At 46.8% G+C, this 22,756-nt stretch carries 24 protein-coding genes and 1 pseudogene; 6 read left to right on the forward strand and 19 right to left on the reverse strand.

Annotation, left to right across the window (positions count from 1 at the left end):
* Positions 1-177: 177 nt before the first annotated feature.
* The 10 genes from ACTHSP_RS07745 to ACTHSP_RS07790 all read right to left on the reverse strand — a co-directional run bounded on the left by ACTHSP_RS07745 (position 178) and on the right by ACTHSP_RS07790 (position 14,420).
* On the reverse strand, positions 178-1,203 hold the full coding sequence (locus ACTHSP_RS07745; RefSeq protein WP_049329550.1) for an FAD:protein FMN transferase: 1,026 nt from the start codon (positions 1,201-1,203) through the stop codon (positions 178-180).
* Positions 1,204-1,321: 118 nt separating this feature from the next.
* Positions 1,322-1,816: a nitrous oxide reductase accessory protein NosL gene (locus ACTHSP_RS07750; protein ID WP_003684336.1), complete on the reverse strand. Its 495-nt coding sequence runs from the start codon at positions 1,814-1,816 to the stop codon at positions 1,322-1,324.
* A complete protein-coding gene (locus ACTHSP_RS07755) occupies positions 1,813-2,643 on the reverse strand; it encodes an ABC transporter permease (RefSeq protein ID WP_003684339.1) in 831 nt (276 codons plus the stop codon). The genes ACTHSP_RS07750 and ACTHSP_RS07755 overlap by 4 nt, the downstream gene beginning before the upstream one ends.
* Entirely contained in the window at positions 2,640-3,533 is an 894-nt protein-coding gene (locus ACTHSP_RS07760) for an ABC transporter ATP-binding protein (protein ID WP_440345916.1), read from the reverse strand. Before ACTHSP_RS07760 ends, ACTHSP_RS07755 begins: the two co-directional genes overlap by 4 nt.
* 59 nt (positions 3,534-3,592) lie before the next feature.
* Entirely contained in the window at positions 3,593-4,954 is a 1,362-nt protein-coding gene (locus tag ACTHSP_RS07765; RefSeq protein ID WP_371464595.1) for a nitrous oxide reductase family maturation protein NosD, read from the reverse strand.
* A gap of 198 nt (positions 4,955-5,152) precedes the next feature.
* Positions 5,153-7,120, reverse strand: coding sequence for a TAT-dependent nitrous-oxide reductase (gene nosZ / locus ACTHSP_RS07770; protein ID WP_049350970.1), 1,968 nt, complete (start codon positions 7,118-7,120; stop codon positions 5,153-5,155).
* 106 nt (positions 7,121-7,226) lie between these two features.
* Positions 7,227-9,503, reverse strand: a complete 2,277-nt coding sequence (locus tag ACTHSP_RS07775; RefSeq protein ID WP_440345917.1) for a 4Fe-4S binding protein — start codon at positions 9,501-9,503, stop codon at positions 7,227-7,229.
* Between the two features lie 487 nt (positions 9,504-9,990).
* Positions 9,991-11,052 (reverse strand): trimeric porin PorB, encoded by a 1,062-nt coding sequence (porB, locus tag ACTHSP_RS07780; protein ID WP_049329546.1) that lies wholly within the window; start codon positions 11,050-11,052, stop codon positions 9,991-9,993.
* A 311-nt stretch (positions 11,053-11,363) separates the two neighbouring features.
* On the reverse strand, positions 11,364-12,209 hold the full coding sequence (gene truA, locus ACTHSP_RS07785; protein WP_049329545.1) for a tRNA pseudouridine(38-40) synthase TruA: 846 nt from the start codon (positions 12,207-12,209) through the stop codon (positions 11,364-11,366).
* A gap of 225 nt (positions 12,210-12,434) precedes the next feature.
* The gene (locus ACTHSP_RS07790; protein ID WP_440345918.1) at positions 12,435-14,420 is read right to left on the reverse strand and encodes a FimV/HubP family polar landmark protein; all 1,986 of its coding nucleotides are present in this window, start codon (positions 14,418-14,420) and stop codon (positions 12,435-12,437) included.
* 353 nt (positions 14,421-14,773) lie between these two features.
* Here ACTHSP_RS07790 and ACTHSP_RS07795 point away from each other — a divergent pair, with 353 nt between their 5' ends.
* The 6 genes from ACTHSP_RS07795 to dtd all read left to right on the forward strand — a co-directional run bounded on the left by ACTHSP_RS07795 (position 14,774) and on the right by dtd (position 18,157).
* Positions 14,774-15,307 (forward strand): septation protein A, encoded by a 534-nt coding sequence (locus ACTHSP_RS07795; RefSeq protein ID WP_049350972.1) that lies wholly within the window; start codon positions 14,774-14,776, stop codon positions 15,305-15,307.
* On the forward strand, positions 15,307-15,597 hold the full coding sequence (locus tag ACTHSP_RS07800; RefSeq protein WP_004519663.1) for a YciI family protein: 291 nt from the start codon (positions 15,307-15,309) through the stop codon (positions 15,595-15,597). Before ACTHSP_RS07795 ends, ACTHSP_RS07800 begins: the two co-directional genes overlap by 1 nt.
* On the forward strand, positions 15,594-15,866 hold the full coding sequence (locus ACTHSP_RS07805; RefSeq protein WP_049329542.1) for a BolA family protein: 273 nt from the start codon (positions 15,594-15,596) through the stop codon (positions 15,864-15,866). Before ACTHSP_RS07800 ends, ACTHSP_RS07805 begins: the two co-directional genes overlap by 4 nt.
* A 51-nt stretch (positions 15,867-15,917) precedes the next feature.
* Positions 15,918-16,790: a peptidyl-prolyl cis-trans isomerase gene (locus tag ACTHSP_RS07810; protein ID WP_049350973.1), complete on the forward strand. Its 873-nt coding sequence runs from the start codon at positions 15,918-15,920 to the stop codon at positions 16,788-16,790.
* A 44-nt stretch (positions 16,791-16,834) separates the two neighbouring features.
* Complete coding sequence (locus ACTHSP_RS07815; protein ID WP_049350974.1) at positions 16,835-17,599, forward strand: peptidyl-prolyl cis-trans isomerase; 765 nt, start codon at positions 16,835-16,837, stop codon at positions 17,597-17,599.
* A 96-nt stretch (positions 17,600-17,695) separates the two neighbouring features.
* Positions 17,696-18,157 (forward strand): D-aminoacyl-tRNA deacylase, encoded by a 462-nt coding sequence (dtd, locus tag ACTHSP_RS07820; protein WP_049329571.1) that lies wholly within the window; start codon positions 17,696-17,698, stop codon positions 18,155-18,157.
* 59 nt (positions 18,158-18,216) lie between these two features.
* Here the strand turns inward: dtd and ACTHSP_RS07825 are convergent.
* From ACTHSP_RS07825 to ACTHSP_RS07865, 9 genes and pseudogenes are all read right to left on the reverse strand, one after another.
* Positions 18,217-18,564 (reverse strand): annotated as a pseudogene (locus tag ACTHSP_RS07825) (gluconokinase, GntK/IdnK-type); the annotation flags it as partial.
* Positions 18,565-18,709: 145 nt separating this feature from the next.
* The gene (gene tatC / locus ACTHSP_RS07830) at positions 18,710-19,486 is read right to left on the reverse strand and encodes a twin-arginine translocase subunit TatC (RefSeq protein ID WP_049350975.1); all 777 of its coding nucleotides are present in this window, start codon (positions 19,484-19,486) and stop codon (positions 18,710-18,712) included.
* A 15-nt stretch (positions 19,487-19,501) separates the two neighbouring features.
* Positions 19,502-20,164: a Sec-independent protein translocase protein TatB gene (gene tatB, locus ACTHSP_RS07835; RefSeq protein ID WP_049350976.1), complete on the reverse strand. Its 663-nt coding sequence runs from the start codon at positions 20,162-20,164 to the stop codon at positions 19,502-19,504.
* 3 nt (positions 20,165-20,167) lie between these two features.
* Positions 20,168-20,371, reverse strand: coding sequence for a Sec-independent protein translocase subunit TatA (tatA, locus tag ACTHSP_RS07840; protein ID WP_049329537.1), 204 nt, complete (start codon positions 20,369-20,371; stop codon positions 20,168-20,170).
* 35 nt (positions 20,372-20,406) lie between these two features.
* Complete coding sequence (locus ACTHSP_RS07845; protein ID WP_049329536.1) at positions 20,407-20,730, reverse strand: histidine triad nucleotide-binding protein; 324 nt, start codon at positions 20,728-20,730, stop codon at positions 20,407-20,409.
* A 118-nt stretch (positions 20,731-20,848) separates the two neighbouring features.
* On the reverse strand, positions 20,849-21,172 hold the full coding sequence (locus ACTHSP_RS07850; RefSeq protein ID WP_003679440.1) for a phosphoribosyl-ATP diphosphatase: 324 nt from the start codon (positions 21,170-21,172) through the stop codon (positions 20,849-20,851).
* A gap of 32 nt (positions 21,173-21,204) precedes the next feature.
* Entirely contained in the window at positions 21,205-21,612 is a 408-nt protein-coding gene (hisI, locus tag ACTHSP_RS07855) for a phosphoribosyl-AMP cyclohydrolase (RefSeq protein ID WP_049350977.1), read from the reverse strand.
* Positions 21,613-21,655: 43 nt separating this feature from the next.
* The gene (hisF, locus tag ACTHSP_RS07860; protein ID WP_049329534.1) at positions 21,656-22,423 is read right to left on the reverse strand and encodes an imidazole glycerol phosphate synthase subunit HisF; all 768 of its coding nucleotides are present in this window, start codon (positions 22,421-22,423) and stop codon (positions 21,656-21,658) included.
* A gap of 40 nt (positions 22,424-22,463) precedes the next feature.
* A partial coding sequence (locus ACTHSP_RS07865) for a multidrug transporter MatE (RefSeq protein ID WP_440345919.1) occupies positions 22,464-22,756 on the reverse strand: 293 nt, incomplete at its 5' end.

The raw sequence follows: 22,756 nt of genomic DNA on the forward strand, positions 1-22,756 counted from the left end.
AATGAGTGAATTTTTGTTTTAAGTGTCGTAATCTCTTGCTAATTACTCCCAGCTGCAAGAGTTTCAGGGTTGCCCCCCCTTGGGCAGCCCTTCTTTTTTATCTTCCATTTTTTCAGCAATCAAGCCTTCCCTGCCCTATACACATAGTCAAAATCGCAGGCAAGGCCGCCCTTCTCCTCAACTTCCAATCTTCTTCAATTCATTATTCGGCATTACCAGCCAAACCTGTGCCTTTTTAACTTGAGCCGCAGTACGGATGGCCGCTTCATCCATAATGGAGAATGCGGTAGAAAAAGCATCGGCAACCGCCGCACTCTCCGCCATGACGCTCATGCTTTTATAACGCGGTTGGCTTCCGCCTGTACGCGGATCAAAAAGATGGGTAAATTTGCCAGCTTCGTCCATTACCGTGCCATAGCCGCCCGATGTGGCAAAGGCTTGGTTTTTCATGGCAATGGTGGTCAGAATTTGGTCTTCTTGGTCGGGATTGCGAATGCTGACATTCCACTCGCGCTGGTTGGCATTATCAAAGCCGTAAATCTCCCCCATATCAATCAATGCTTGGGTAACGCCTTGCTGCTTTAATAATTCGACTACTTTATCAGTGATATAACCCTGCGCAATGCCGTTGAGCGACAAGCCCATGCCTTTTTGGGCAAAACGGATTTCTTTGGTATCAAAATCGACTTTGTTGAAATCCACTAATTTGAGCGTGTCTTTGATACTGCGTTCGGATGGCGGCGTTTCGGTTTTGGGGTTTCGCCTGAAGTGGTCGGCATACAGATTCCACAATGGCTGAATGCTGGGATCAAATGCACCCTGTGTCAGCTGATGGATATCTCGGCTGATGCTGAGCAGCTGCAAAAAATTGGATGGCGGATTTTTCAGACGGCCTTCTCGATTTAAACGGCTGATCAGGCTGTCGTCCCGATATAGACTGAAGATTTTTTCCAATCGTGAAACTTCCGCCAATACTTTGTTGACCAGTATTTCCGCCTGCTTGCGCTCAACGCCGAACAACCGCAATTCCGCACCCGAACCCAATGCAATGCCTCTCCAAATAACTGGCTGCTCTTCTTGATTCTGGCTGGCCGAATGAGTCTGCTGATTGGTTTTGCGGCTGATGGCAAAGGGAATGCCAACACCGGCGGCAAGTGTGGCGGCTATGGCAAGGAAACGGCGGCGCGTTAAAGGGGTGGACATAAAGTATTCCTTGGATTTTTTATCTTTACATTGAAAGCTGCATTCATTAAATCATCAATCGGCAGCTTCCAACACAAAGGCCGTCTGAAACTGTTTCAGACGGCCTTTATTGGTTGTTTTATTTAAAAATGTATTCGTCGGGCATCTCTGCAAAACCGACTACTCTGCCGCCTTTTTCTTTGGCGAATTTCTCAGCCTGAGCCTTGTCGGCAAACGGAAGTGCGTCTTCCGCACCCATGCCGCCAATAAAGCTGCTTTCGATGACATAATAGGCTTTTTTCGCATCTATCCATTCGGCGTCGGCATTGGGTTTTTCCCAATCTTTGACTTTGCCCATATCGGTAACATAGATGGCATTAATGCCTTTAGGCTCTTCAGGCAGCTTGGTGTAGCCGAACATCTGCTTGATGGTGGAAAACCAAACCGGTTTGTCAGGTTTGCCGTTCAAGAAGATTTGCGCTTTAGGGCCGTTGTGTTCGGTCAAATTCATGCTGCAGTAATGACCGACTGCGCTGTCGCTGATTTGTTGGGGCGTAGGCGGAGGAGTATTTTCCTCTTTGCTACAAGCAGATAAAGCAAGGATGGTGAATGCTGTAAATAATATTTTTCTCATATTTGTCTCTTTCCGAAAATCCAGGCGGCTAAGACCAAAGGAATGATAACCCATAATACCTGCGCCGTCAGCAAAACCGGCATAGTCAGGCTGATTTGATCGCTCAAACCGGCCATACCTGCGTACATGGCGGTGTTTTCATAGCCGGTCAGGTTGAGCAGACGGTAAATGTCGGAAGGATTGAACAAGAGAATGGTTTCTACAACAGGCGCGGTAATGACTTGTTCGGTATCGGCAACCAAAATACCCAAAAGCGCCATATCGAAAATCACCACAAAAAACAGCCATACGCCGATGGCGATACCGGCGGCGGTACCGCGTTCTTTGACTTTTGCGCTGATCAAATAACCCATAGACAAAAAGGCTGCACCAAGAATCACGCTGGCAACAATCAGGAGGGCAAAAGGTTTCCATGCGGCAAGGTCAAAGCCGCCGTTGGCAAGCTGGAGGGTAATGCCTGCCAATCCGTAGCCTGCCGTGGTGGCAAGAGCAAGGATGATGAGATGGCCGATAAATTTACCGGCAAGGATTTGGTTGCGCGAAATCGGATAGCTCAACAACAGCGCCATCGTGCCGCGTTCGATTTCGCCAATCAGCGCATCATAAGAGAGCAACATCGCAATCAACGGAATCAGGAAAATCGACAGACTGGAGAGGCTGACAACGGTAACGGTCAACGGATCGACTTTGACTGTGCCGGTAGGCGAGCTGCCCAGGAAACCCAATGACAGGGCAAGCGCGGCAAGCAGGAGCGCGGCGGCGAGAACCCAACGGTTGCGCAGGCTGTCGCGGACTTCTTTGCCGGTAATAATCCAAACGGGGTTCATACGTCTTCCCTTTTTAAGAATTGTGCGTACATATCGTCAAGTGTCGGGGTATGGATATCGATATAAGCAAGGTTGCCCAAATCACCCAATTCGCTCAAAAGTCCCATGCGCTCTTCGGCTTTACATTGCGCTTTATACGACAGGCCGTCTGAAAGCGGCTGCCAACGCTCGCTCAACGAACGCACTTCTTTCAAACGGACATTGACGGTCAACGGCAAACCACTTTGGACGTGCAACTCATCCATGCTGCCATCGGCAACTTTCACGCCATTTTTCATGACGATAATGCGGTCGGCGTGGCCATCGAGTTCGGCAAGCGCGTGCGTGCTGAGCAATACGGTTGCACCGCGTCCATTCAGCTCGCGCACGACTTCGTAAAACATTTGGCGTGAAGCCGGGTCAAGGCCTGTGGTCGGTTCGTCAAACAATAAGACTTTAGGCTCGCCCAACAAGGCTTGTGCCAAAGCGAGACGCTGACGCATACCTTTGGAGTAAGTGCCGACACGGCGGCGTGCTGCTTGAGAAATGCCGACGCGTTCCAACAACTCACGGTTTTTACTCAAGGGCTGTTTTTTCAGCTTGGCATAGAAATCCATGGTTTCAATGCCGGTCAATGAAGGATGAAGCGCGACGGTTTCAGGCAGGTAGCCGACTTGGCTGCGAAGCAGTGCGCCTGCCTTGCTGCCGGTACGCTCGCCCAGCAACATGACTTCGCCTTCGGTCGGTGTAATCAGGCCGAGTATCAGCTTCATGATGGTGGATTTGCCTGCACCGTTATGCCCTGCCATACCGACGCTTTCGCCTGCTTTGAGGACTAAATCGACTTGGTTGACGGCTTTTTGACTGCCGAATTGTTTGGTCACGTTTCTTAATTCGACGTGGTTGGTCATGAATAATTCCTTTGTGCCGTTTCAGACGGCCTCATTCAAAAGGCCGTCTGAAAACATGTTTAATTCAAAGATCCGTTTTCGGCATTACTCCAATTGGATTGGCGCGTATTGGCTTCGTGCAACAGCTCATCCTTCATGGCTTCGTATTTGGTACTTGTTTTGTTGCTGATCGGTTTCATCAATGGCTTACTGTCGATGACGCCGCCCGGCAAAATAGCGGGGAACTGTGATTGCGCCCATTTGACAATACTGACGGCAGGACTGTTCATCAGCAAACGGGACACGGGAGCGCGCCAAATGATTTGATCGATGATGCCGTTCGGTCGATAGGCGTTGTCGCCAAAACCATCGCCATCAAGATCGAATGCGCTGTTGTCGCTCCAATAATTGCCTCGTCCGCCCTCTCCCCAATCAAGGAAACGGGTGCTGACGTATTTGACTTGGCTTTCGTTGTTGATAAACGAATTATTGAACAGGCTTGTGCCTTCAATGGCCGCGGTAAAGTGAATACCGATTTGACAGTTTTCAAAATGGTTGTCAAAAATTTTATTGAAGTTGGCGTTATAGGCGAATACGCATTTACCGGCTTTGTTGATAATATTGTCGTTAATATCGGAATAGTTGACGTAATTGAGCATGATACCTTGGTCACGGCTGCCCACGGCGATGTTGCCATACACTTTAAGACGCTCTGAGAACATCAACACATAGCCCATATTGTTGCCAACGGAGATGTTGTTGCTAACCTCGCTGTCGTTGGTGTACATATAATGTACTGCAAAACGCAAATCGCTGAAACGATTGCCTTTATAGGTATTGTTTGTACTGGTATTGGAGAAAATACCGTCACGGCCTTTGGAAATATCGTTGTCGACTACTTGCGCACCCGGCGCATTCCAAACCGTTACGCCATTACCGCGCTCATTCACGCGCAATGTAGCTTCCCCGACAATCTTATTTTCGCGCACCATCGATTCTGCCGCTCCATGGATGTACACGCCGACAGAGTTGTCCAAGACATTATTGTGTTCAATCAATGCGCGCGGAGCCGTCTCCTCAAGATAAATCCCTGCATCCATGGCCGGCAGGCTCAAGCCTGAATTGGAAACAGTTAGATTGCGCAGGGTCACGTCAGGTGCATGAACGGCAATGGTGCGCCCACTCCTATCACCGACGATCTTGGCGGAGCGGTCGGCCGGACCTTCAATGGTAATCGGTTTGTCGATATAAAGTTTGGTCTTGTATGTACCGGAGGCAAGCTTGAGCGTATCGCCGGCTTGGGCGCGCGCTAAAGCATCATTGAGATTGTCTTGTGCGGATACGTTGATGACTGCGGCAAAGGCCGTCTGAACCATACTGCCCAACAGCAATACGAATGCGGCACGTTGCCATTTGGAACGATGGGATGGTGTATGCGTCATAATCATATCTCAATTTCAGACGGCCTGTTTTCTACATGATAAACATATGCAGAAACAGGTATTTTGATGTTATAGCAAAGCTGTCTGATGATGGTTTATATTTCATTGACATATTGACTGACAAACAGCTTTGCTATAAAGGCCGTCTGAAAGAATGTCTTTTCAGACGGCCTAAAGGATTAAATCATCAAACCAAAATTATTTTGGTTTAACAATCATTTGGCCTGACATTTCCATGTGCAATGCGTGGCAGAACCATTGGCAGTAGTACCAGTGTACGCCTGGACGGACTGCTTTGAAGGTTACAGAAGATGTCGCTTGCGGGCTAATCTCCATAGCGATACCGTAGCCTTCCAAAGTGAAGCCGTGAGTCAAGTCCTCAATAGTCTCAACGTTGGTCACGTATACGGTCACTTCGTCGCCTTGGTTCACTTCAAATTGAGGGATACTGAATGCAGGCGCAACGGCTGTCATGTACACGCGTACTTTGTTACCTTCGCGTACGACTTTAGCGGCTTTTTCCAGCTCAACGCCGTCTTTTTGCGCTTGTTCCAAAGCATCTTTCCAGAACCATGGGTCTTTACGGTCCCAAGTTTTGCTTGGGTTCACTTTGGAAGCGGAAACCAGACAGAAGTCATGTGGTTCTGCAAAAGTCGGGTTGTCGTGAACCAGACGCATTTCATCGCCGGAGATGTCGATCAATTGGTCACACTCAGGTTTCAGAGGACCTGCGTTCAGGAAGCGGTCTTTGGAGAATTTGTTCAAAGACACCAACCATTTACCGTCGGCTTCTTTGGTTTCGCCCATGGTAGTGTGGTTGTGGCCAGGTTGATAGTGAACGTCCAGTTTTTGTTTGATCGGATCGATTTTCTCGCCTTTGTAGGCTTTAATCGCATCATCGATGTTCCATTTCACCATTTGGCTGTCGATAAACAATGTTGTATAAGCATTGCCGCGACCGTCAAATGCAGTGTGTAAAGGGCCAAGACCCAGTTGAGGCTCAGCTACGACAACATCGCGCTCTTTGATTTTGCCTGCAAACAAATCGTCCAGTTTGCTAACATCCAATACGGTAACGGTTGGAGACAGTTTACCGTTGAGCATGATGTATTTGCCGTCAGGGCTTGCGTTACAGCCGTGAGGAGAGTTAGGCACAGGGATGTAGCGGGTGTATGGAGAGTTGGCTTCTGCACGGCCGTCCAACATTTTCACGCCGTTAACTTCTTTGAAGTCGCCTTTTTTGATGCCTTCTTCGATAGCAGCCAGGTTAAATACTACACACCAGTCTTGCTCGTTAGAAGAAGCACCTTGTACAGTCAGAGCGCGCTCAGAGTTATAGCAGGTAGAGAAAGAGTATTTACCTTGGTAGTCGGCATCGCCGTTGTCCAAGTTACCGTCTACCAAAACTTGCCATGCGATCTCCATGGTTTCGCCGTCAATTGCGGTATAAACGGCATTCCAAGTTTTAGGATCATCCCATTTGCCTACGCCGTCAACAGGAACGATATGCTCGCCGTTGGCAAAAACGTAACCGGTTTTCGGATAACGTTGCGGACGCAGGCCGTGGATACCTGAAGCATTAGGAATATCAATGATTTTATCGGTTTTCATCACATCCAAGCGGATACGGCAAACACGGGTGTTTGCTTTATCGTTGGCGTAAGCATAACGGCCATCGTAAGTTTGGTCGGTGAAAGACAAGTGTGGGTGGTGCAAGTCGCCGTTAGGGTAGCAACGCAAACCGCTGTCTTGCAAGAATTTACGGGTTTCTTCGGTAATATTTCCGTTGAGGACTTTCAAGCTCTCATTGGTACGACCCCAACCGGTAGCGCTGTCCATATTGAATACAGGGATACGCATCAGTTCGCGCATAGACGGCAAACCGATCAAGCGCATTTCGCCTGATTGACCGCCTGAGAGGAAACCGTAGTATTGGTCAAGTTCACCTGGACCCACTTCGGAAGTCATTTTGCCCGGCTCGGCAGAATGAGCAGCTGCTTTTTCAGCAGGAGCTGCGCCAGAAGCGGCAGCTTTGTCACCCTCACCGTTAGAGCAACCGGCCAAGCCCAACAAACCGGCACCGGCAATACCTGCACCGGAAGCAGCGGCAGTACCTAAGAATGAACGACGGCTTAAGCCGTTTTGTTCTAATTTTTCGTCTGACATACGACACTCCTTGGATAAAATCCGGCGGCCGATTTTTTTCAGACGGCCTACCGATGAAAAAATTTCTAAGTCGGGCTGCCGATACAGCCCTCTTTTTTATAAATAACTACTTATCAACACTAATTGCCGATTCTTTTTTAACAAACTGAACAACTTGTTCTTGAGCCTTTTGCGTTGCTGCCGCATCATGCTGCTCAGATTTTGCCGCCGCTTGCTTTTGTTTTTTCTTATTCGTTGCCACTACTTGAGGACAACGCGTATCGTGGTGATACATTACCTGGCAATGCAGGCACTGGATACATTCGTTCGGATGAATATCGCCTTCTGGTGCAATGGCCTGAACCGGACATTCATGTGTACAAATCTGACAAGGGTTGCCACACATTTTGTAGCGGCGCAGCCAGTCAAACACACGGAAGCGACCCGGCAATGCGATACCCGCACCCAAAGGACACAGATAACGACAGAAGAAACGTTCGATAAACAAACCGGCAATCAGCAAAGCTGCAGCAAACAATACAAACCACCATTCGCGCATAAACTTCAGAATAATTGCGGTTTTGAAAGGTTCAACTTCTGCAAATTTTTCAGCAGTGCCCAAATCGTATAGGGAAATAGCCAGCAAACCGAAGAAGATAACATATTTAATGGCTGTCAGGCGCGTATGCAACAGATATGGCACAGTAATTTGTTTTACGCCCAGTTTTTTAGCAACGCGATTGGTCAACTCCTGCAATGAACCGAAAGGACACAGCCAGCCGCAGAACGTACCCCTATTCCACAACAGCATGGTCGCTGCTGTAAAGAGCCACAGGATGAACACCAGCGGATCCATCAGGAAGAATTCCCAGTGGAATTCAGTCAAAACTGCGGAGAACAAGGTCAATGTATTGACAACCGACAATTGCGCTTGCGCATACCAACCAATATAAACCAGGGTAAATGTCAGGAAGCAGAGGCGGAAACGGTCATACCATTTTTCGTAACGTACAATCCAGTCTTGGAACAGGAATACTAACAAGAGAATTGTCAAAGCAATACCGACAACAATAATTTGACCTTGTTTAGCTTTCCAAACCTGTTTCCAAAGTTGGTTGGAAACACCATCATCACCGGCAGTCGCATCTTCGGCAATACCCGTACTTTCAGGAGCTGAAGCTACAGCCGCAACTTGCTCAACCGGCGCGCTGATTTCAACAGGTGGTGCTTTTGGATCATCGACATAGTAGCCTTTTGGCAATTCGTAATCCAAATCTGCAGTTACGAAAGCTTTATCGTTAACACTCAACACACGTTGAATCATCAGTTGTAAACGCCATGGCTCGGCAGCATCAAATTCCACACCTTCAGGGATAGTAAACCAAGAAACCTCTTTAAATGCAGGCGCACCTTCCGCTGCCAAAGCAACCACACGCTCATGTTGTGCATCGGTAAAACGGAAGCTGGTATCGCCCTGAATCATTTCGATACGGTCAAAGATACCGCCACGCACATAGCCTGAGCCCTTCCAAGAGTATCGGCCTTCACCGGCAACCATAATTGCCTGTTGACCTGGTTGCAAACGTTTTTGCAGATTATTCCAACCTGCCTCACCTAAAAGGCTTTTACCGATAGAAGGTTGGCTGACCAAAGCGACATATAAATCAACGAATGTATCGTTACCATCACCCTGCTCTGCATGATCTGCAACACCGGCTTTACCGCCTTTTTCAAATAATTTGTTGATATCATCAACAGAAATATGCAGATGACCAACAGCTTTTTGTTCTAACAACGCATTCCAAGACTGAATGTCTTGTTTATCAGGATTCACAGCACGACGGGGACGGGTTTGAACCGCAGGCTCATTTGCAGCCTGCTCACCAGAAGCGGCAGCAGCACCGGCTTGAGTCGCTTTATCAGTACCCAAATGATATTGATGAATAACCGATTTGACAGAACGCTGAATACTGTCGTTAATCACCATCAACGTTACAGTCGCACCGCTGATGATATCCGCGGGAGCCACGCCAGGCTGCGGAGGATTTTTAATAAAATTTAAGCCAATATATTTATCAATGAATTTATCGACTCGGGATTGCGGAATACCGATCAGCATAATTGGTTCATGGTGCTCAACCAATTTTGCTCCCGCAATAGTGCCATCATTGGCCAATGCGATCATCGTATCAATCGGCTTACTCGAATAACCACGCGTATTGACCACATCAGTCGTGATATAAACCAGACCAAGCTGCTCTTCGCCTTTATATACACGAGCAACCAAAGGCTTACCTTCAGGTTTGCCGTAGCGATCAGCACCAGGAAAAATTTCAGAAGGCTGAATTTTTGCCAAGAAATCAGGCAAGCGCTCCGCGTAAGCAGGCAGGCTTACTATCATCATAGAAAACACAGCAAAAAGCACAAGGATTCGTTTCCAAATGCCACTTAAGCACTTCATTTCAAGACAGGACATGGCTATTCCCGATATATCGATACTCTAAACACTAATATTATATGAATCATCTATCGGCAATAATTTGATTAAAATCAAATTTACAAATCTTAAAACCAAATTCTACATGCTAATAATACTTTAGAACTATAAAAATAAATCTTTTATTAGTAGACATGAAATATAGGAAAATCAACTTAATCCAATGACCATCTTTATATCGTTAACTTATTTATAATAATACTCAAAACAATTCCTGAAATTTCATTTAGCATATATTGAATAAAATATAACCTGACTTGAATTTTCATAGGCCGTCTGAAAACGAATATCGAAGATACTTTAACCTGACCCTGCAATGACAAAATACATTTCTTGCAAAAACAAAAAGAGCCTGTATAAAACAGGCTCTTTTTCAGACTAATCTTAAGTCAGATTAGAATTTGTGACGCAGGCCAACAGTACCAGCAGTTTTCTCGTATTTATTGTCGCCTTTACCTTCTTTCAACCAACCGGCAGACAGCAAGGCAGAAGTGCGTTTAGAGAAGTCGTAGTCGGCACCAACGATAACTTGGTTGTAAACGCTGTTCTCTTGTTTCACGCCTTCTTCTTTAGCTTTGAAACCGTGAGCGTAAGAAACACGAGGAGTTACGTTACCGAAGCGGTAAGCCGCAGTTGCACCAACTTCAACACGTTCGTTTTTCTTAGCATTTGCGACATCTTTTTTGAAGCCTTCGTATTGACCTACAACAGCAACCATCAGGTTGTCAGCATCGTAACCAGCAGTCAGACGGTGTGCTTGGTGATCTTTGTAAGTACCAGCAGTCAAGGTAGTGTTGCCGTTGAATGTATCCAAGTAGCCAGCATCCAAGACAGCATGTTTAGCGAAAGAACCAGCGTAGCGACCGAAGAAGCCAGAGTTTTCGTAGTTCAGACCCAAATCGTAAGATTCACGGCTTTTCACAGCGTGATCGTATTTATCGCTAGGATTAGCATTGTCGCGAGGTTGGTATTGTACGCTTGCGCTGAAACCACCAAACACAGGAGTATCGTAACGTACAGATACTTTGCGACCATCTACACGTTTGATTTTACCCAGTTGCAGAGTGTCTGCGTTAGCATCACTAGACTCCCAAGGGTCGAAGCTGTCGCTGCTTTCGTTCAGAGCAGTATCCAAGTTACCGACACGAACTTTACCGAAACCACCTTCCAAACCCAAGAAAGATTCACGGTTTGCGAAACCAGAGTCACCACCGGCGATAGAAGTTCTTTGTTCAACTTGCCAGATAGCATTCAGGTTGCTACCCAAGTGTTCGTGGCCTTTGAAACCGATACGAGAGCCGAAGTCAGCAATCTCAGTAGCAGTTTTAGAAGAAGTCTTACCCTCTTTTACTTTAGAAACTTCCACGCCAGCTTTGATTTGACCGTACAGAGTTACATCAGCCATAGCTGCAACAGGCAAAGCCGCCAGAGTCAGGGCAATCAGGGATTTTTTCATTGCTGTATTCCTTTTCTATTGTGAAGAAATAACTTAAGCAGACCGGATAATCCGCTTAGGCTTACTTTATCGCTGGAATCAGCGATTCCATGACTGTCACTATAATTGTTCCTCTCTAAAAAAACAAACTTTATTCAACTCCCCCCACTACCGCAGAAACCAAATAAAGGTAGAGACAACCCCAAAAGTAGAAATTTATTATTTAAAATCAATGATCAATTTATTCAAAACCAACTGTGCATTTTTACAACACTTTATTAATTTACACATCAATCACGCTATTTTGTTGCTTTTATACCAACAATCCGCAGTTAGGCCGTCTGAAAATCATTACCTAGAACGCTCATCCACTCGGGCAAAGATAGCTGCGTCACTCCAAACTCATCAGGATAGTCAACACCTGTTAAATACAGACCATCAGACATAAAAGTTGGCGGAGCCTTCAATCTACTTTTGGCATGAAAGACCGACTCAAACTCATCCACACTGATTCTGCCACTACCCACATATACCAATGCACCCATAATATTGCGTACCATATGATGCAAGAATGCATTCCCATGCAAATCAAGGCACAGATAGCGAGAAGTTCCACTAATCTTTGTACTATATAGTGTCTTTATAGGAGACTTCGCCTGACATTCAGCCGCTCGAAAGCTAGAAAAGTCATGTTCTCCCTCCAATAAGGCAGCAGCCTGCCTCATCAGATTCAAATCTAATTTCAAATGTGTCCACCCTACTCTGCCAACCAATAATGGAGAACGAACCGGTGAAGACTCCAATAAATAACGATAATGGCGGCCATAAGCATCAAATCGGGCATGAAAATGAGATGCAACTTTTTGCGCAAGTAACACAGCAACACCATCAGGCAAATGCGCATTGACACCCCGCACCCATGCTTGCTCAGGACGACTTACTGATGTATCAAAATGCACTACCTGGGCAGTTGCATGCACACCTGTATCCGTCCTTCCCGCAACAATAGTATTAATTTGCTCCCCTGCTATTGAAGACAAGGCCTGCTCTAAGGCCGTCTGAACAGTTGGCAAATCTCCAGCCTGTTTTTGCCAACCATAAAAACGGCTACCGTCATAAGAGAGGGTCAAAGCCCAACGCTGCATCAGATGCCCTGTTGTATTTGCTTGTTCAGTCATTTCTTATACTTCTTGTAAATTGATATTGTTGCCTACACTCAGGTAACCAATATTAAAAAGGCGTGATCAACACACGCCTCTCATGTATTTCAGACGGCCTTTATCTTCAACCATCATATAAAGCTGAAATCTTACCCAACCAATCATAGACTCAGACAAAATCTTGCTTTTTAATTTACCATAAAAAAGATGCCGTCTGAAACGGCATCTTCATTTGACTGGCACTTATGCGCCAAGTTCTTTCATCAATTTTTGGGCTTTATGCAGAATATCGCCTTCAGCCTCTTCAATCAGCCCTTGCAATGTTTCTCGAGCCGCTTCAGGATCACCGATTTCGATATACATCTTAGCCAAATCATATTTGGCTTCAAGCGGTGCAGTCATGCCGACTGATTCTGAAACAAAGCCTCTTTCACTATTGCTTTTATCGGCAGCCACTGAAACATCTTCAGCTCCCCATTCCAATGCACCTTCTTCAATCACAAACTCAGAAGCAGCTTCTTCTTTCTCTACTTCTTCTTTGGTTTCTTGAATTTGCAAGTCTTGATCTTGCTTGACATCAAATGGCAGCACATGGCCGTCTGAAGCTTCAGGGGTTTCTACCGTAAACTCGAGTGGCTCTTCATTTCTTGCCTCGGAGACTTTTTTCTCTGCCGCCAAATCAAACTCAGCAAATGTATTTACCTGCTCTTCTTTACGTTCCGGCATAACAACCGATACTGGCTGATACGGATTTTCTGGTTCAGGCTCGTACACGCTTTCTGTTGATTCGATACTATCCCAATCAGCATGGCGGCGTTGCTCTGTCTCAACATCATGCGTTACTGCACCTGAAAGAATACCTGCCTGACTATTGTCAATCTTACCCAAATCAAGTTTGACATCATCGATATTGGAAGATTCTTCTACTTCATTGATAACCACATCATCTTCGAAATCATCTTCGATAAACAGACCGTCTTGAGTTTTTTCAGACGGCGTTACTTTAGTTGCAGCAACCGCAGCAGCTGAAGCAGCAACATTTTTCTGTACAACCTTCTCTTCATCCTTACGGCTTACAGGTGCTTCTTCCAGCTCGTCATTACGTTTACCGGCAGCTTTCAACAACAACCAAGCAGCAATAAGGGCTGCACCGCCTGCCAATAACCATTTCCATAAATTGCCGTCTGATTCGCTTTCTGTTTGCTCCGCGACAGAATCCGTGGTTGCAACAGGCTCAGAAGCCACTACATTCTCTTGAGCATCAGAAGCCATAGCTTCTTGACCATCAGATGCAGGAACAGTCGATGCGGTGTTTTCATTGACCGCTGCAGATGCTGCTTGTTCTGCTTGTTCAGCTGAAGCTTGTTTCACTTCTTCCTGTTGCTGTGTATTTACACCAGCATCTTTAACCTGGGCTTCAGTTTGAGCCTCAGGCTGAACAACAGGTTTTTCTGTTTTAGCTTCTATTGCATTGACGGCTTCATTGCCTTTCTCTGCCGCTGTATTGGTTTTAACAGGAGCAGAAGCAGCCAAACGTTGCAATTCGCTACGGTTTGGAATATTCAGCACTTTACCTGCCAACATACGGTTGGCATTGTTATCGATAAACACATCCGGGTTGGCATTTACCAAAGCCTGAATGGTTTGATCCAGGGTCATACCTTGCGGACGGATGCTGGACGCGATGGCAATCAGGGTTTCACCCGTACGCACCAAATGCTGTCTGCCTGAACGTGCAGCCGTGTCGTTTTTAGCAGAGGCCGTCTGAACTTGTTTTTTCTCAGCCTTACGCTGTACATCCTTACGCGCTCGAGCTGTCTGATTACCTGCTGCTTTATTGTTTTTAGTTGCAGGCTGTCGGGCATTGCGTGTCGGCTCGGAAGATTGAGATTCAGTGGCCAGACGGATACGAACAGATGCAGCATCTTTAGAATCATATCCGGCCGGATCGATAATAGCGGTGTACTCACGCGATTGCGCGCCAACACCTACTTGGAAAACCAAAACAGGATCTTTGATGGCTTTAGAAGAGCGGATGGTAACGACTGCCTTATCGCCTGATTTGCGTACCGCTGCGCGCAAATTGCCATTTGAAATAGTGGCCTTACCGCCATTAAGCAGAGCCTGAGCTTCCTCGCCAGTTACAGTGATACTGCCTGTAAAAGGCTCACCCAAATGAGATTGAACATTCAAGCCGCCCAAACCTGCAGAGGCACTGAGCGATGTCATTAAAGCAATAGAAGCTGTAATTAATTTAATATTGTGATGTTTTTTCAAAACTGATCCCCTGTTCGGAAATTATGGTACTAACCAATGTGCACGCATTTAACCATATATTTACTAGATATTACGTCATGATATATTTTTAACCCATTCCTGCCAAGCAATAGAGGCTATTCAGCCTAAAATTCCTTAGCAAATCTATTACTTTTGCATGCTTGTGTTTCTTTTTTACAAATTTCGCCAACCCAAAACAAATATTTCATATAAATATGTGCGATATTAAAGTCATGGTGAAACGTGCAAAAAAACACATCTCCCTGTATGATTAGCATTTACTCAATTAGTTTCATCATTAATATATGAAGATTTTGAGCGACTTATTCGCCGTATTCTTATTTTTCATCACATACATCATCACCAAAGACATGATTGCCGCAACAACTGTTGCGGTTATCGTCGGTATTGCCCAAGCTGCGCTGACCTTTTGGAAACACCGCAAGCTGGACACCATGCAATGGGTCAGCCTGATTTTGATTGTCTTTTTTGGCGGTGCAACGATTCTGCTGAAAGACAACCGCTTTATCATGTGGAAACCAACCGTTCTGTTTTGGATCGGCGCGATCGTCATGCTGTTCAGCCACCTGGCCGGTAAAAACGGGCTTAAAGCCGTCATGGGCAAAGAAATGCAGCTCCCTGATTTTGTATGGACACGCCTGACTTATGCATGGATTGGCTTCCTAATTTTTATGGGTGCGGCCAACCTCTTTGTCTTTACGTATTTTCCAGACCAATGGGTCAATTACAAACTGTTCGGCACATTGGGCTTCACAATCATTTTTTCCATCGCACAGGGTATGTATCTGATGCGTTTCCAGCCTAAGGAGGATCAATAATGGAATATTTCATGCTTTTGGCCACTGATGCCGAAGATGTCCACGAAGCACGCATGGCGGCCCGCCCTGCTCATTTGGCACGCTTAGAAGAATTGAAAGCGCAAGGCCGTCTGCTGACTGCCGGCCCCAATCCTCTACCAGATAATCCGGAACGTGTTTCCGGCAGCCTGATTGTGGCTCAATTTGAATCTTTGGACGCTGCACAAGAATGGGCAGAACAAGACCCTTACGTTGATGCCGGCGTATACGCAGAAGTATTGATTAAACCCTTTAAAGCCGTGTTCAAATGAGCAATATTCGTCAAATTATCGAGGAACGCCTGCGAACGCTTGAGCCTGAGTTCTTCGATTTTGAAGATGAAAGCCATCTGCATGCCGGCCATGCCGGTAATAAAGGCGGCGGGCATTACGCCATAGTGGTGGTCAGCAACGCATTTGAAAACATTGGCCGCCTCCAGCGGCAACGTATGATTAAGCAGCTTTTACAGGACTTGTTTTCAGACGGCCTGATTCATGCACTCAGTATCAAAGCGGCCACGCCGGACGAATACTTCCATTAAGATTACTGCCCAAACTTTGATTTCCAATCATTAATTTAAATGAGAAATACGATGAAAAAAACCTACTTTGCTTCAGCCTTGATGTTTGCCCTGACTTCCGGCACCCTGTTTGCCCAAACTTTGGTGACCGTCAACGGTCAAGCCATCGACAGCAGCGTTATCGATGACCAAGTTGCTTCCGTACGTGCCAGTAACCCGAACGTTCAAGACACTCCTGAATTGCGTCAAATGCTGACTGAACGCCAAATTATCAGCACTGTTGTTACCCAAGAAGCCAAAAAATTAAAACTGGATCAAAGCGCTGAATTCAAAACAGCATTGGAGCAAGCGCGTGCCGATGCCGCCAAGCAAGGTGCAGATAAAAAAGCCACCTTCAAAACCGAATGGGCAGCTTTCGAAAATGATTTGTTAGGCCAAGCTTTCGCGGCGCATATCGTCCGTCAATATCCTGTTCAAGAAAAAGATGTCAAAGCCGCTTACAACGACTTCAGCAACTTCTATAAAGGTACTCAGGAAGTCCAACTGGGCGAAATCGTGACCGACAGCAGCAGCAATGCCCAAAAAGCCATTGCCGATTTGGATGCGAAAAAAAGCTTTGTTTCGGTATTGAACCAATACTCAATTGACGAAGCGGCCAAAAAAGCCGGCGGCATCCCTAAAGCTTATGTTCCGCTTAAAGATTTACAAGAATCAGCGCCTCCGCTTTACGCTGCTGTCAAAGACCTGAAAAAAGGTGCACACACTAAAACGCCACTGCAAAACGGTAATTTGTACGCCGTTTTCTATGTCAATGATCGTCGTAACGTTACCGTACCTTCTTATGAAGCATCGAAAAACGAGATTGGCAGCGACTTACAGGCAGCCCGTGTTGATGCGGCCATTCAATCATTGCTGAAAAAAGCCAGTATCAAAGTCAACAAATAATATAACGTGCCCGCCGTGATAACGGCGGGCAATAAGGAACTCACATGAACATCAAGCCCAAAACTGCCGTTTTGGCTATCCTCACCCTATCGACCGTCGGCTTGGCAACCGCCAAAGCACCTGAAATCGATCCTGCACGTATCGACAGCATGGTCGCCGAAGTATTAAGACAAGCCGATCAACATCCCAACCAGACTGCCAAACCCGATGGTCAGGCAATCCGCAAAGATGTGGTTACACGTTTGCAGACTTTGGAAGTTTTGAAAAATGAAGCCATCAAGGCTGGTTTGGATAAAGATGCAGAAGTACAGAATCAGTTTAAAAATGTGGAAGCTGAGTTTTATGCCAACCAATACGCTGCTTATCTAGAACGTCAAACCGCGGTTGACGATGCCGAATTGCGCCGTTTCTACGACCAGCAAACACGCATCATCAAGCTGCAACAAGTCAGCTTTGCTTCAGCCGAAGAAGTCCGCGCAGCGCAAGAACTGCTGCTCAAAGGCTTGTCATTTGAAGAGCTGATGAAACGCTATCCCAACCCCGAACAAGAGTTCGACGGCTTCATCTCTCCGCAGCAGCTTTCGCCTCAACTGGCTACCTCTTTTGCCGACATGAACCGAGGTGATGTAACGCATGAGCCGATTCAGATGGGAAACCGTTTTTATCTGTTTAAACTCAGCGCCGTAGAGCGTAATCCTAATGCCGAACCTTTCGAACTGGTACGCAATCAGATTGCCCAAGCTGTCAAACGACAAAAAGTCGAGAATCAGATCGAACGTATCTTGAAAGAAAACGGCATTAATCCGTAAATTAATTCAATGGTTTCAGGCCGTCTGAAACTATATTTGAACTCAGAGGGCGTATCTTACGCCCTTTTTTACAACTCCTTTTATTCACACAAGATTATGCGCGCTGTTATCCAAAAAGTTACCCAAGCCAAAGTTGACGTTTTGTCCGAAAACTCCTGTGAAACCTGCGGCGAAATCAACAACGGATTTATGATATTGCTCGGCGTTACCCACACCGATACAGAAGCGGACGCCAAATACATTGCGGATAAAACCGCCAACCTACGTATCTTTGAAGACGAAAACGGAAAATTAAATTTATCGCTCAAAGATGTCGGCGGCTCGATATTACTGGTTTCCCAGTTTACCCTTTACGCCGATGCGCGCAGCGGCCGCCGCCCATCTTTCTCCAATGCCGCGCCCGCAGAACTAGCGGATAAACTTTATCAATACACCGCACAACTTCTACGCGAACATGGATTGACTGTCGAAACCGGCAGATTCCAAACCCATATGCAGGTTTCCCTTTGCAATGATGGGCCGGTTACCTTATTGCTTGATTCGCAAAAAACATTCTAAATCCCATCGAAAAAGGCCGTCTGAAATATTTCAGACGGCCTTTCCATTTCTGATCATTACTAAATCAAGCCTTGCGCTTTCACCCAGTTCATAATATCTGCCTCAACGGCTTCAGGCGAACCCGGATTGTCGATTTTGACACCGTACTCATCAGCACCCAGCTCTTCCAAAATCTCCAGCTGCGAATCCAGCATTCCGGCTTTCATATAATGCCCCTGACGCGACAGCATACGCTCGAGATTGATTGCTTGAGGTGGAGTCAGATGGATAAAAGCCACCTTCCCTTCTGCGCCACGCAGAATATCGCGGTATTGGCGTTTGAGTGCGGAACAAGTAACAATGGAATATTTTTCCCCATTTTTTGCCTGCTCCGTCATCCAGTCACGCAAATTGCCCAGCCATGGGTAAGGTCGAAATTTTTAGTCACATCAAAAGAATTTGGGGCTGTAGCGTTTTTGTACGATTCCCCAAACATCCATCATACTTTTTCTTAAAAACTGAAGTGCCATGATACAAAGGCCGTCTGAAAAATTCTTCAGACGGCCTTAATTCTTAAACTTCTGCCGGTGGTTGCGGTGTATCTTCATCTTCCTGCTGCGTTTTCACTTTGGCAAAGCGGCTGAACCAAATGCCTGCTTCGTAGAGCAGAATCAGCGGAACAGCAAGCAGGGTTTGAGAAATTACATCAGGTGGCGTGATGATTGCGGCCACGACAAACGCACCGACAATCACATACGGACGCGCATTCTTAAGCTGTGCAGTCGAAACAATGCCCATTTTTGCAAGCAACACCACAACGACGGGAACTTCAAACGTCGTTCCGAATGCGACAAACATGCCCAAAATAAAGGACAGATATTTGTCGATATCGGTCGCCATATTGACGCCGACAGGGGTTACACCGGCCAAGAATTTGAAAATAACGGGAAACACCAAAAAATAGGCAAACGCCATACCGACGAAGAAAAGCGTCACGCTGGACAACACCAGCGGCGTAATCAAACGTTTTTCGTTTTGGTATAAGGCAGGGGCAACAAACGCCCAAACTTGATACAGCGTGTGCGGCAACGATAGCAGAAACGCCGCCATCAAAGTAACCTTGACCGGCACAAAAAACGGCGCGATCACATCGGTTGCAATCATGCTGGTATCTTTAGGCAGATTGGCCATTAATGGTTCGGCAACAAAGGTATAGAGCTGCTGGGCAAACGGCATCATACCCAAAAAGCAGACGACGATACCGATGACGATCCACATCATGCGGCGGCGCAGCTCGAGAAGATGCTCGATAAGCGGTTGGACGGGTTGTTCGTGTTGAGGTTCGGACACCGGTTGACTCACTTTTTACTTACGGACGCGCAGTTTGGGCTTGGCGTGGAATTTCGGGCGCATATCGCGTTTGCGGCTCATCGCCTGCTTACGCAAAGAAGTCGTATGCGGCGGAGGAACATCGGCAACAGGAGATTCGATATAGCTGACTTCTACCGCAGGAGCAGGTGAAACCGAAGCCGTCAAATACTCACGCCAAGCACGGTCTTGCTCGGACTCGGCATTTTCAGCCTCGACAAGCTCTTGGGTCTGTACTGCCCCACTCTGCTCAGAAGCCTGGATTGCACTTTCGTTCTCAGTGCTGTTTGAAGCCAGATCAGGCAAAGGATTGCCCAACTCGTCCACTCCAAAATCGGCAGGCGTTTTTTGTTCGGGCAGGCGTTCCCACGGCTTGAGGCCGTCTGAAATATCGCTCAGATTTTTTTGTGCATCGTTGCCCAAGTCTTTGATACCGTCGCGAAACTCAGATGCAGCGGTTTCAAATTCCTGCTTCACCTTGCGCAATTCGTCCAACTCAGCCTGAGTGTTGAGTTCCTGCTTGACGTTATTGACGAATCCTTGCAATTTGCCGACCAAACGCCCGGCCGTGCGCGCGGCTTGCGGCAGACGTTCGGGGCCAAGCACTATCAGGGCGACAACGCCGACCAGCAGCAATTCGCCCAAACCGAAATCAAACATGGATTATGCTTTGTCTTCGTCTTTTTTGTGTTCGATGACTTCATCTTTTTTGGCATCTTTGTCGTCTGTACCTTCGTTCAGGCCTTGTTTGAAGTCATGTACCGCACCGCCAAGGTCTTTGCCGACGTTGCGCAATTTTTTTGTACCGAATACCAAAACGACGATAATCAGTACGATAATCCAGTGCCAGAGAGAGAAGCTACCCATGATAAATCCTTGAATTTGTTAAAAATAGATAATAGTTATGCAGGCGTACCCATAATATGGATATGCAGGTGGAAGACTTCTTGTCCGCCGCCTTTGCCTGTGTTGATCAGGGTTTTGAAACCGTCGGTCAAACCTGCCTCATGGGCGATTTGAGGAACTTTCAACATCATTTTACCCAACAGGGTTTGATGTTCGGCAGTTGCGTGTGCCAGTGAATCGAAGTGCACTTTCGGAATCAGCAGCAGATGCACCGGCGCGGCAGGACGAATGTCTTTGAAACAAAGCATCTCGTCGTCTTCGTAAACGGTTTGTGCCGGAATATCTTTGGTTGCGATTTTGCAGAAAATACAATTATCCATAATGGCTCCAATGGCTGTCTAAAAACGGGCATAACGGGGTTCAACCAAAAAAGGGAAATCGTTTTTGCCCCAAGAGACGGATTCCGAAACAGGTCAAATACGGGATTGTAATATAAATTCAAGATTCTTTGCGAGAAGCTTTTTCCACTAATCCCGACAAACCTTGACGGCGCGCAAGCTCGTTGACCACATCTTCGGCGCGCAAGCCGTGATGCGCCAATAAAACCATGGTGTGAAACCACAAATCCGCCACTTCGTAAACCAAATGTTCGCCACCGCCATCTTTAGAGGCCATCAAAGTTTCACCTGCTTCCTCGATGACTTTTTTCAGAATCTTGTCTTCGCCTTTATGCAGCAGTTGGGCAACGTAAGAAGCATCAGGATCGCCGCCTTTGCGCGAATCGATGACGTTTTGAATTTGGGTAAGGATAGTATCGGTCATGGTCGGTTTCTCTTATTTTCTTTCAGACGGCCTTAAGGATGTTTATGTCCGTAGATTGCTTCTTCATCTTTCAACACGGCATCGACTGTCTGCCATGCGCCCTCTTGCCAAACTTTGTAAAAACAGCTTTCTCGCCCAGTATGACAGGCAATGCCGCCATTTTGTTCAATCAGCATGACCACCGCGTCGCCATCGCAATCCAGGCGCAATTCATGTACTTTTTGCGTATGTCCGGACTCTTCGCCCTTCATCCATTGTTTTTGGCGGGAACGGCTGTAATAGTGGGCAAAACCGGTTTCTATAGTTTTTTGCAGGGCTTCGGCGTTCATCCAGGCAACCATCAGCACACGGCGTGTCTGCCAATCTTGGGCAATCGCGCAAACCAAACCTTTTTCATCAAATTTTACAGCATTCAGCAGCGTTTCGTTTATGTTCGACATTCGCATCTTTCTCTCATATTTTCAGACGGCCTCTGGATAGCAATCACAAACGCACTTCAATTCCTGCTTCGCGCATGGTCAGTTTCGCTTCGCGGATACTCGCTTCGCCAAAGTGGAAAATACTGGCGGCCAATACCGCATCTGCCTTTCCTTCTTTAATGCCGTCCACCAAGTGTTGAACCGAACCGACGCCGCCGGAAGCAATGACCGGAATATCGACCGCTTCGCTGACCGCGCGTGTCAAAGGCAGGTTGAAACCTTGTTTGGTACCGTCCCGATCCATACTGGTCAGCAAAATCTCGCCCGCACCGCGCCGCTGCATTTCGACAGCCCATTCCACCGCGTCCAAACCGGTCGGATTACGTCCGCCGTGGGTAAAGATTTCCCAACGGGTGTTTTCAGGGTTGACCGCTTTGGCATCCACGGCAACAACAATCGCTTGCGAACCAAAAAAACCGGCCGCTTCGTTTACCAAATCAGGATTGGTTACAGCGGCCGTATTGATGCTGGCCTTATCGGCACCGGCATTAAGCAGACGACGGATATCGGCAACTGTGCGCACACCGCCGCCGACCGTCAATGGAATAAAAACTTGTGAAGCGACTGCCTCAATAACGTGCAAAATAGTGTCGCGATTGTCGCTGGAAGCAGTAATATCCAAAAAGGTCAACTCATCCGCGCCTTCATCGTTGTAGCGTTTGGCAACGTCAACCGGATTACCTGCATCGCGCAAACCCAAAAAGTTGACACCTTTTACCACGCGACCGTCTTTTACATCCAGACAAGGAATTATTCGTTTTGACAATGCCATACTCAATACCTCTTATCCGTTATCAGGCCGTCTGAAACCGTCAGGCCAAAAATTTGCTCAACCAATCCGGCAAATGTTGCAACAGCTGAAAATAACCAATCCCCGCTATCATTGCCAAAATGCAGGAGATGATGAAATTGCTGTCGATGCGGCCGACAATGGAAAAAATCAAACCGGCAAATGCCCACACTATCCCATTGAAAATCATCCAATAGGTATCAATAATCGGCAAATCAAACGCCGTCAGCTGTCGCAGTATCACTGCAATCAGTGTAAACCACAAACTTTCGCTTAGCGGATACACTTCGCGATCGGATGACCAGATAATCCAAA

Source organism: Neisseria sp. P0001.S005 (assembly GCF_051963715.1).

Bases quoted from the DNA above. Each gene is read 5' to 3' on its own strand.
- ACTHSP_RS07745 (WP_049329550.1), bottom strand. From the start codon at position 1,203: ATGTCCACCCCTTTAACGCGCCGCCGTTTCCTTGCCATAGCCGCCACA.
- ACTHSP_RS07750 (WP_003684336.1), bottom strand. From the start codon at position 1,816: ATGAGAAAAATATTATTTACAGCATTCACCATCCTTGCTTTATCTGCT.
- ACTHSP_RS07755 (WP_003684339.1), bottom strand. From the start codon at position 2,643: ATGAACCCCGTTTGGATTATTACCGGCAAAGAAGTCCGCGACAGCCTG.
- ACTHSP_RS07760 (WP_440345916.1), bottom strand. From the start codon at position 3,533: ATGACCAACCACGTCGAATTAAGAAACGTGACCAAACAATTCGGCAGT.
- ACTHSP_RS07765 (WP_371464595.1), bottom strand. From the start codon at position 4,954: ATGACGCATACACCATCCCATCGTTCCAAATGGCAACGTGCCGCATTC.
- nosZ (WP_049350970.1), bottom strand. From the start codon at position 7,120: ATGTCAGACGAAAAATTAGAACAAAACGGCTTAAGCCGTCGTTCATTC.
- ACTHSP_RS07775 (WP_440345917.1), bottom strand. From the start codon at position 9,503: ATGATGATAGTAAGCCTGCCTGCTTACGCGGAGCGCTTGCCTGATTTC.
- porB (WP_049329546.1), bottom strand. From the start codon at position 11,052: ATGAAAAAATCCCTGATTGCCCTGACTCTGGCGGCTTTGCCTGTTGCA.
- truA (WP_049329545.1), bottom strand. From the start codon at position 12,209: ATGACTGAACAAGCAAATACAACAGGGCATCTGATGCAGCGTTGGGCT.
- ACTHSP_RS07790 (WP_440345918.1), bottom strand. From the start codon at position 14,420: ATGACATCGCTCAGTGCCTCTGCAGGTTTGGGCGGCTTGAATGTTCAA.
- ACTHSP_RS07795 (WP_049350972.1), top strand. From the start codon at position 14,774: ATGAAGATTTTGAGCGACTTATTCGCCGTATTCTTATTTTTCATCACA.
- ACTHSP_RS07800 (WP_004519663.1), top strand. From the start codon at position 15,307: ATGGAATATTTCATGCTTTTGGCCACTGATGCCGAAGATGTCCACGAA.
- ACTHSP_RS07805 (WP_049329542.1), top strand. From the start codon at position 15,594: ATGAGCAATATTCGTCAAATTATCGAGGAACGCCTGCGAACGCTTGAG.
- ACTHSP_RS07810 (WP_049350973.1), top strand. From the start codon at position 15,918: ATGAAAAAAACCTACTTTGCTTCAGCCTTGATGTTTGCCCTGACTTCC.
- ACTHSP_RS07815 (WP_049350974.1), top strand. From the start codon at position 16,835: ATGAACATCAAGCCCAAAACTGCCGTTTTGGCTATCCTCACCCTATCG.
- dtd (WP_049329571.1), top strand. From the start codon at position 17,696: ATGCGCGCTGTTATCCAAAAAGTTACCCAAGCCAAAGTTGACGTTTTG.
- tatB (WP_049350976.1), bottom strand. From the start codon at position 20,164: ATGTTTGATTTCGGTTTGGGCGAATTGCTGCTGGTCGGCGTTGTCGCC.
- tatA (WP_049329537.1), bottom strand. From the start codon at position 20,371: ATGGGTAGCTTCTCTCTCTGGCACTGGATTATCGTACTGATTATCGTC.
- ACTHSP_RS07845 (WP_049329536.1), bottom strand. From the start codon at position 20,730: ATGGATAATTGTATTTTCTGCAAAATCGCAACCAAAGATATTCCGGCA.
- ACTHSP_RS07850 (WP_003679440.1), bottom strand. From the start codon at position 21,172: ATGACCGATACTATCCTTACCCAAATTCAAAACGTCATCGATTCGCGC.
- hisI (WP_049350977.1), bottom strand. From the start codon at position 21,612: ATGTCGAACATAAACGAAACGCTGCTGAATGCTGTAAAATTTGATGAA.
- hisF (WP_049329534.1), bottom strand. From the start codon at position 22,423: ATGGCATTGTCAAAACGAATAATTCCTTGTCTGGATGTAAAAGACGGT.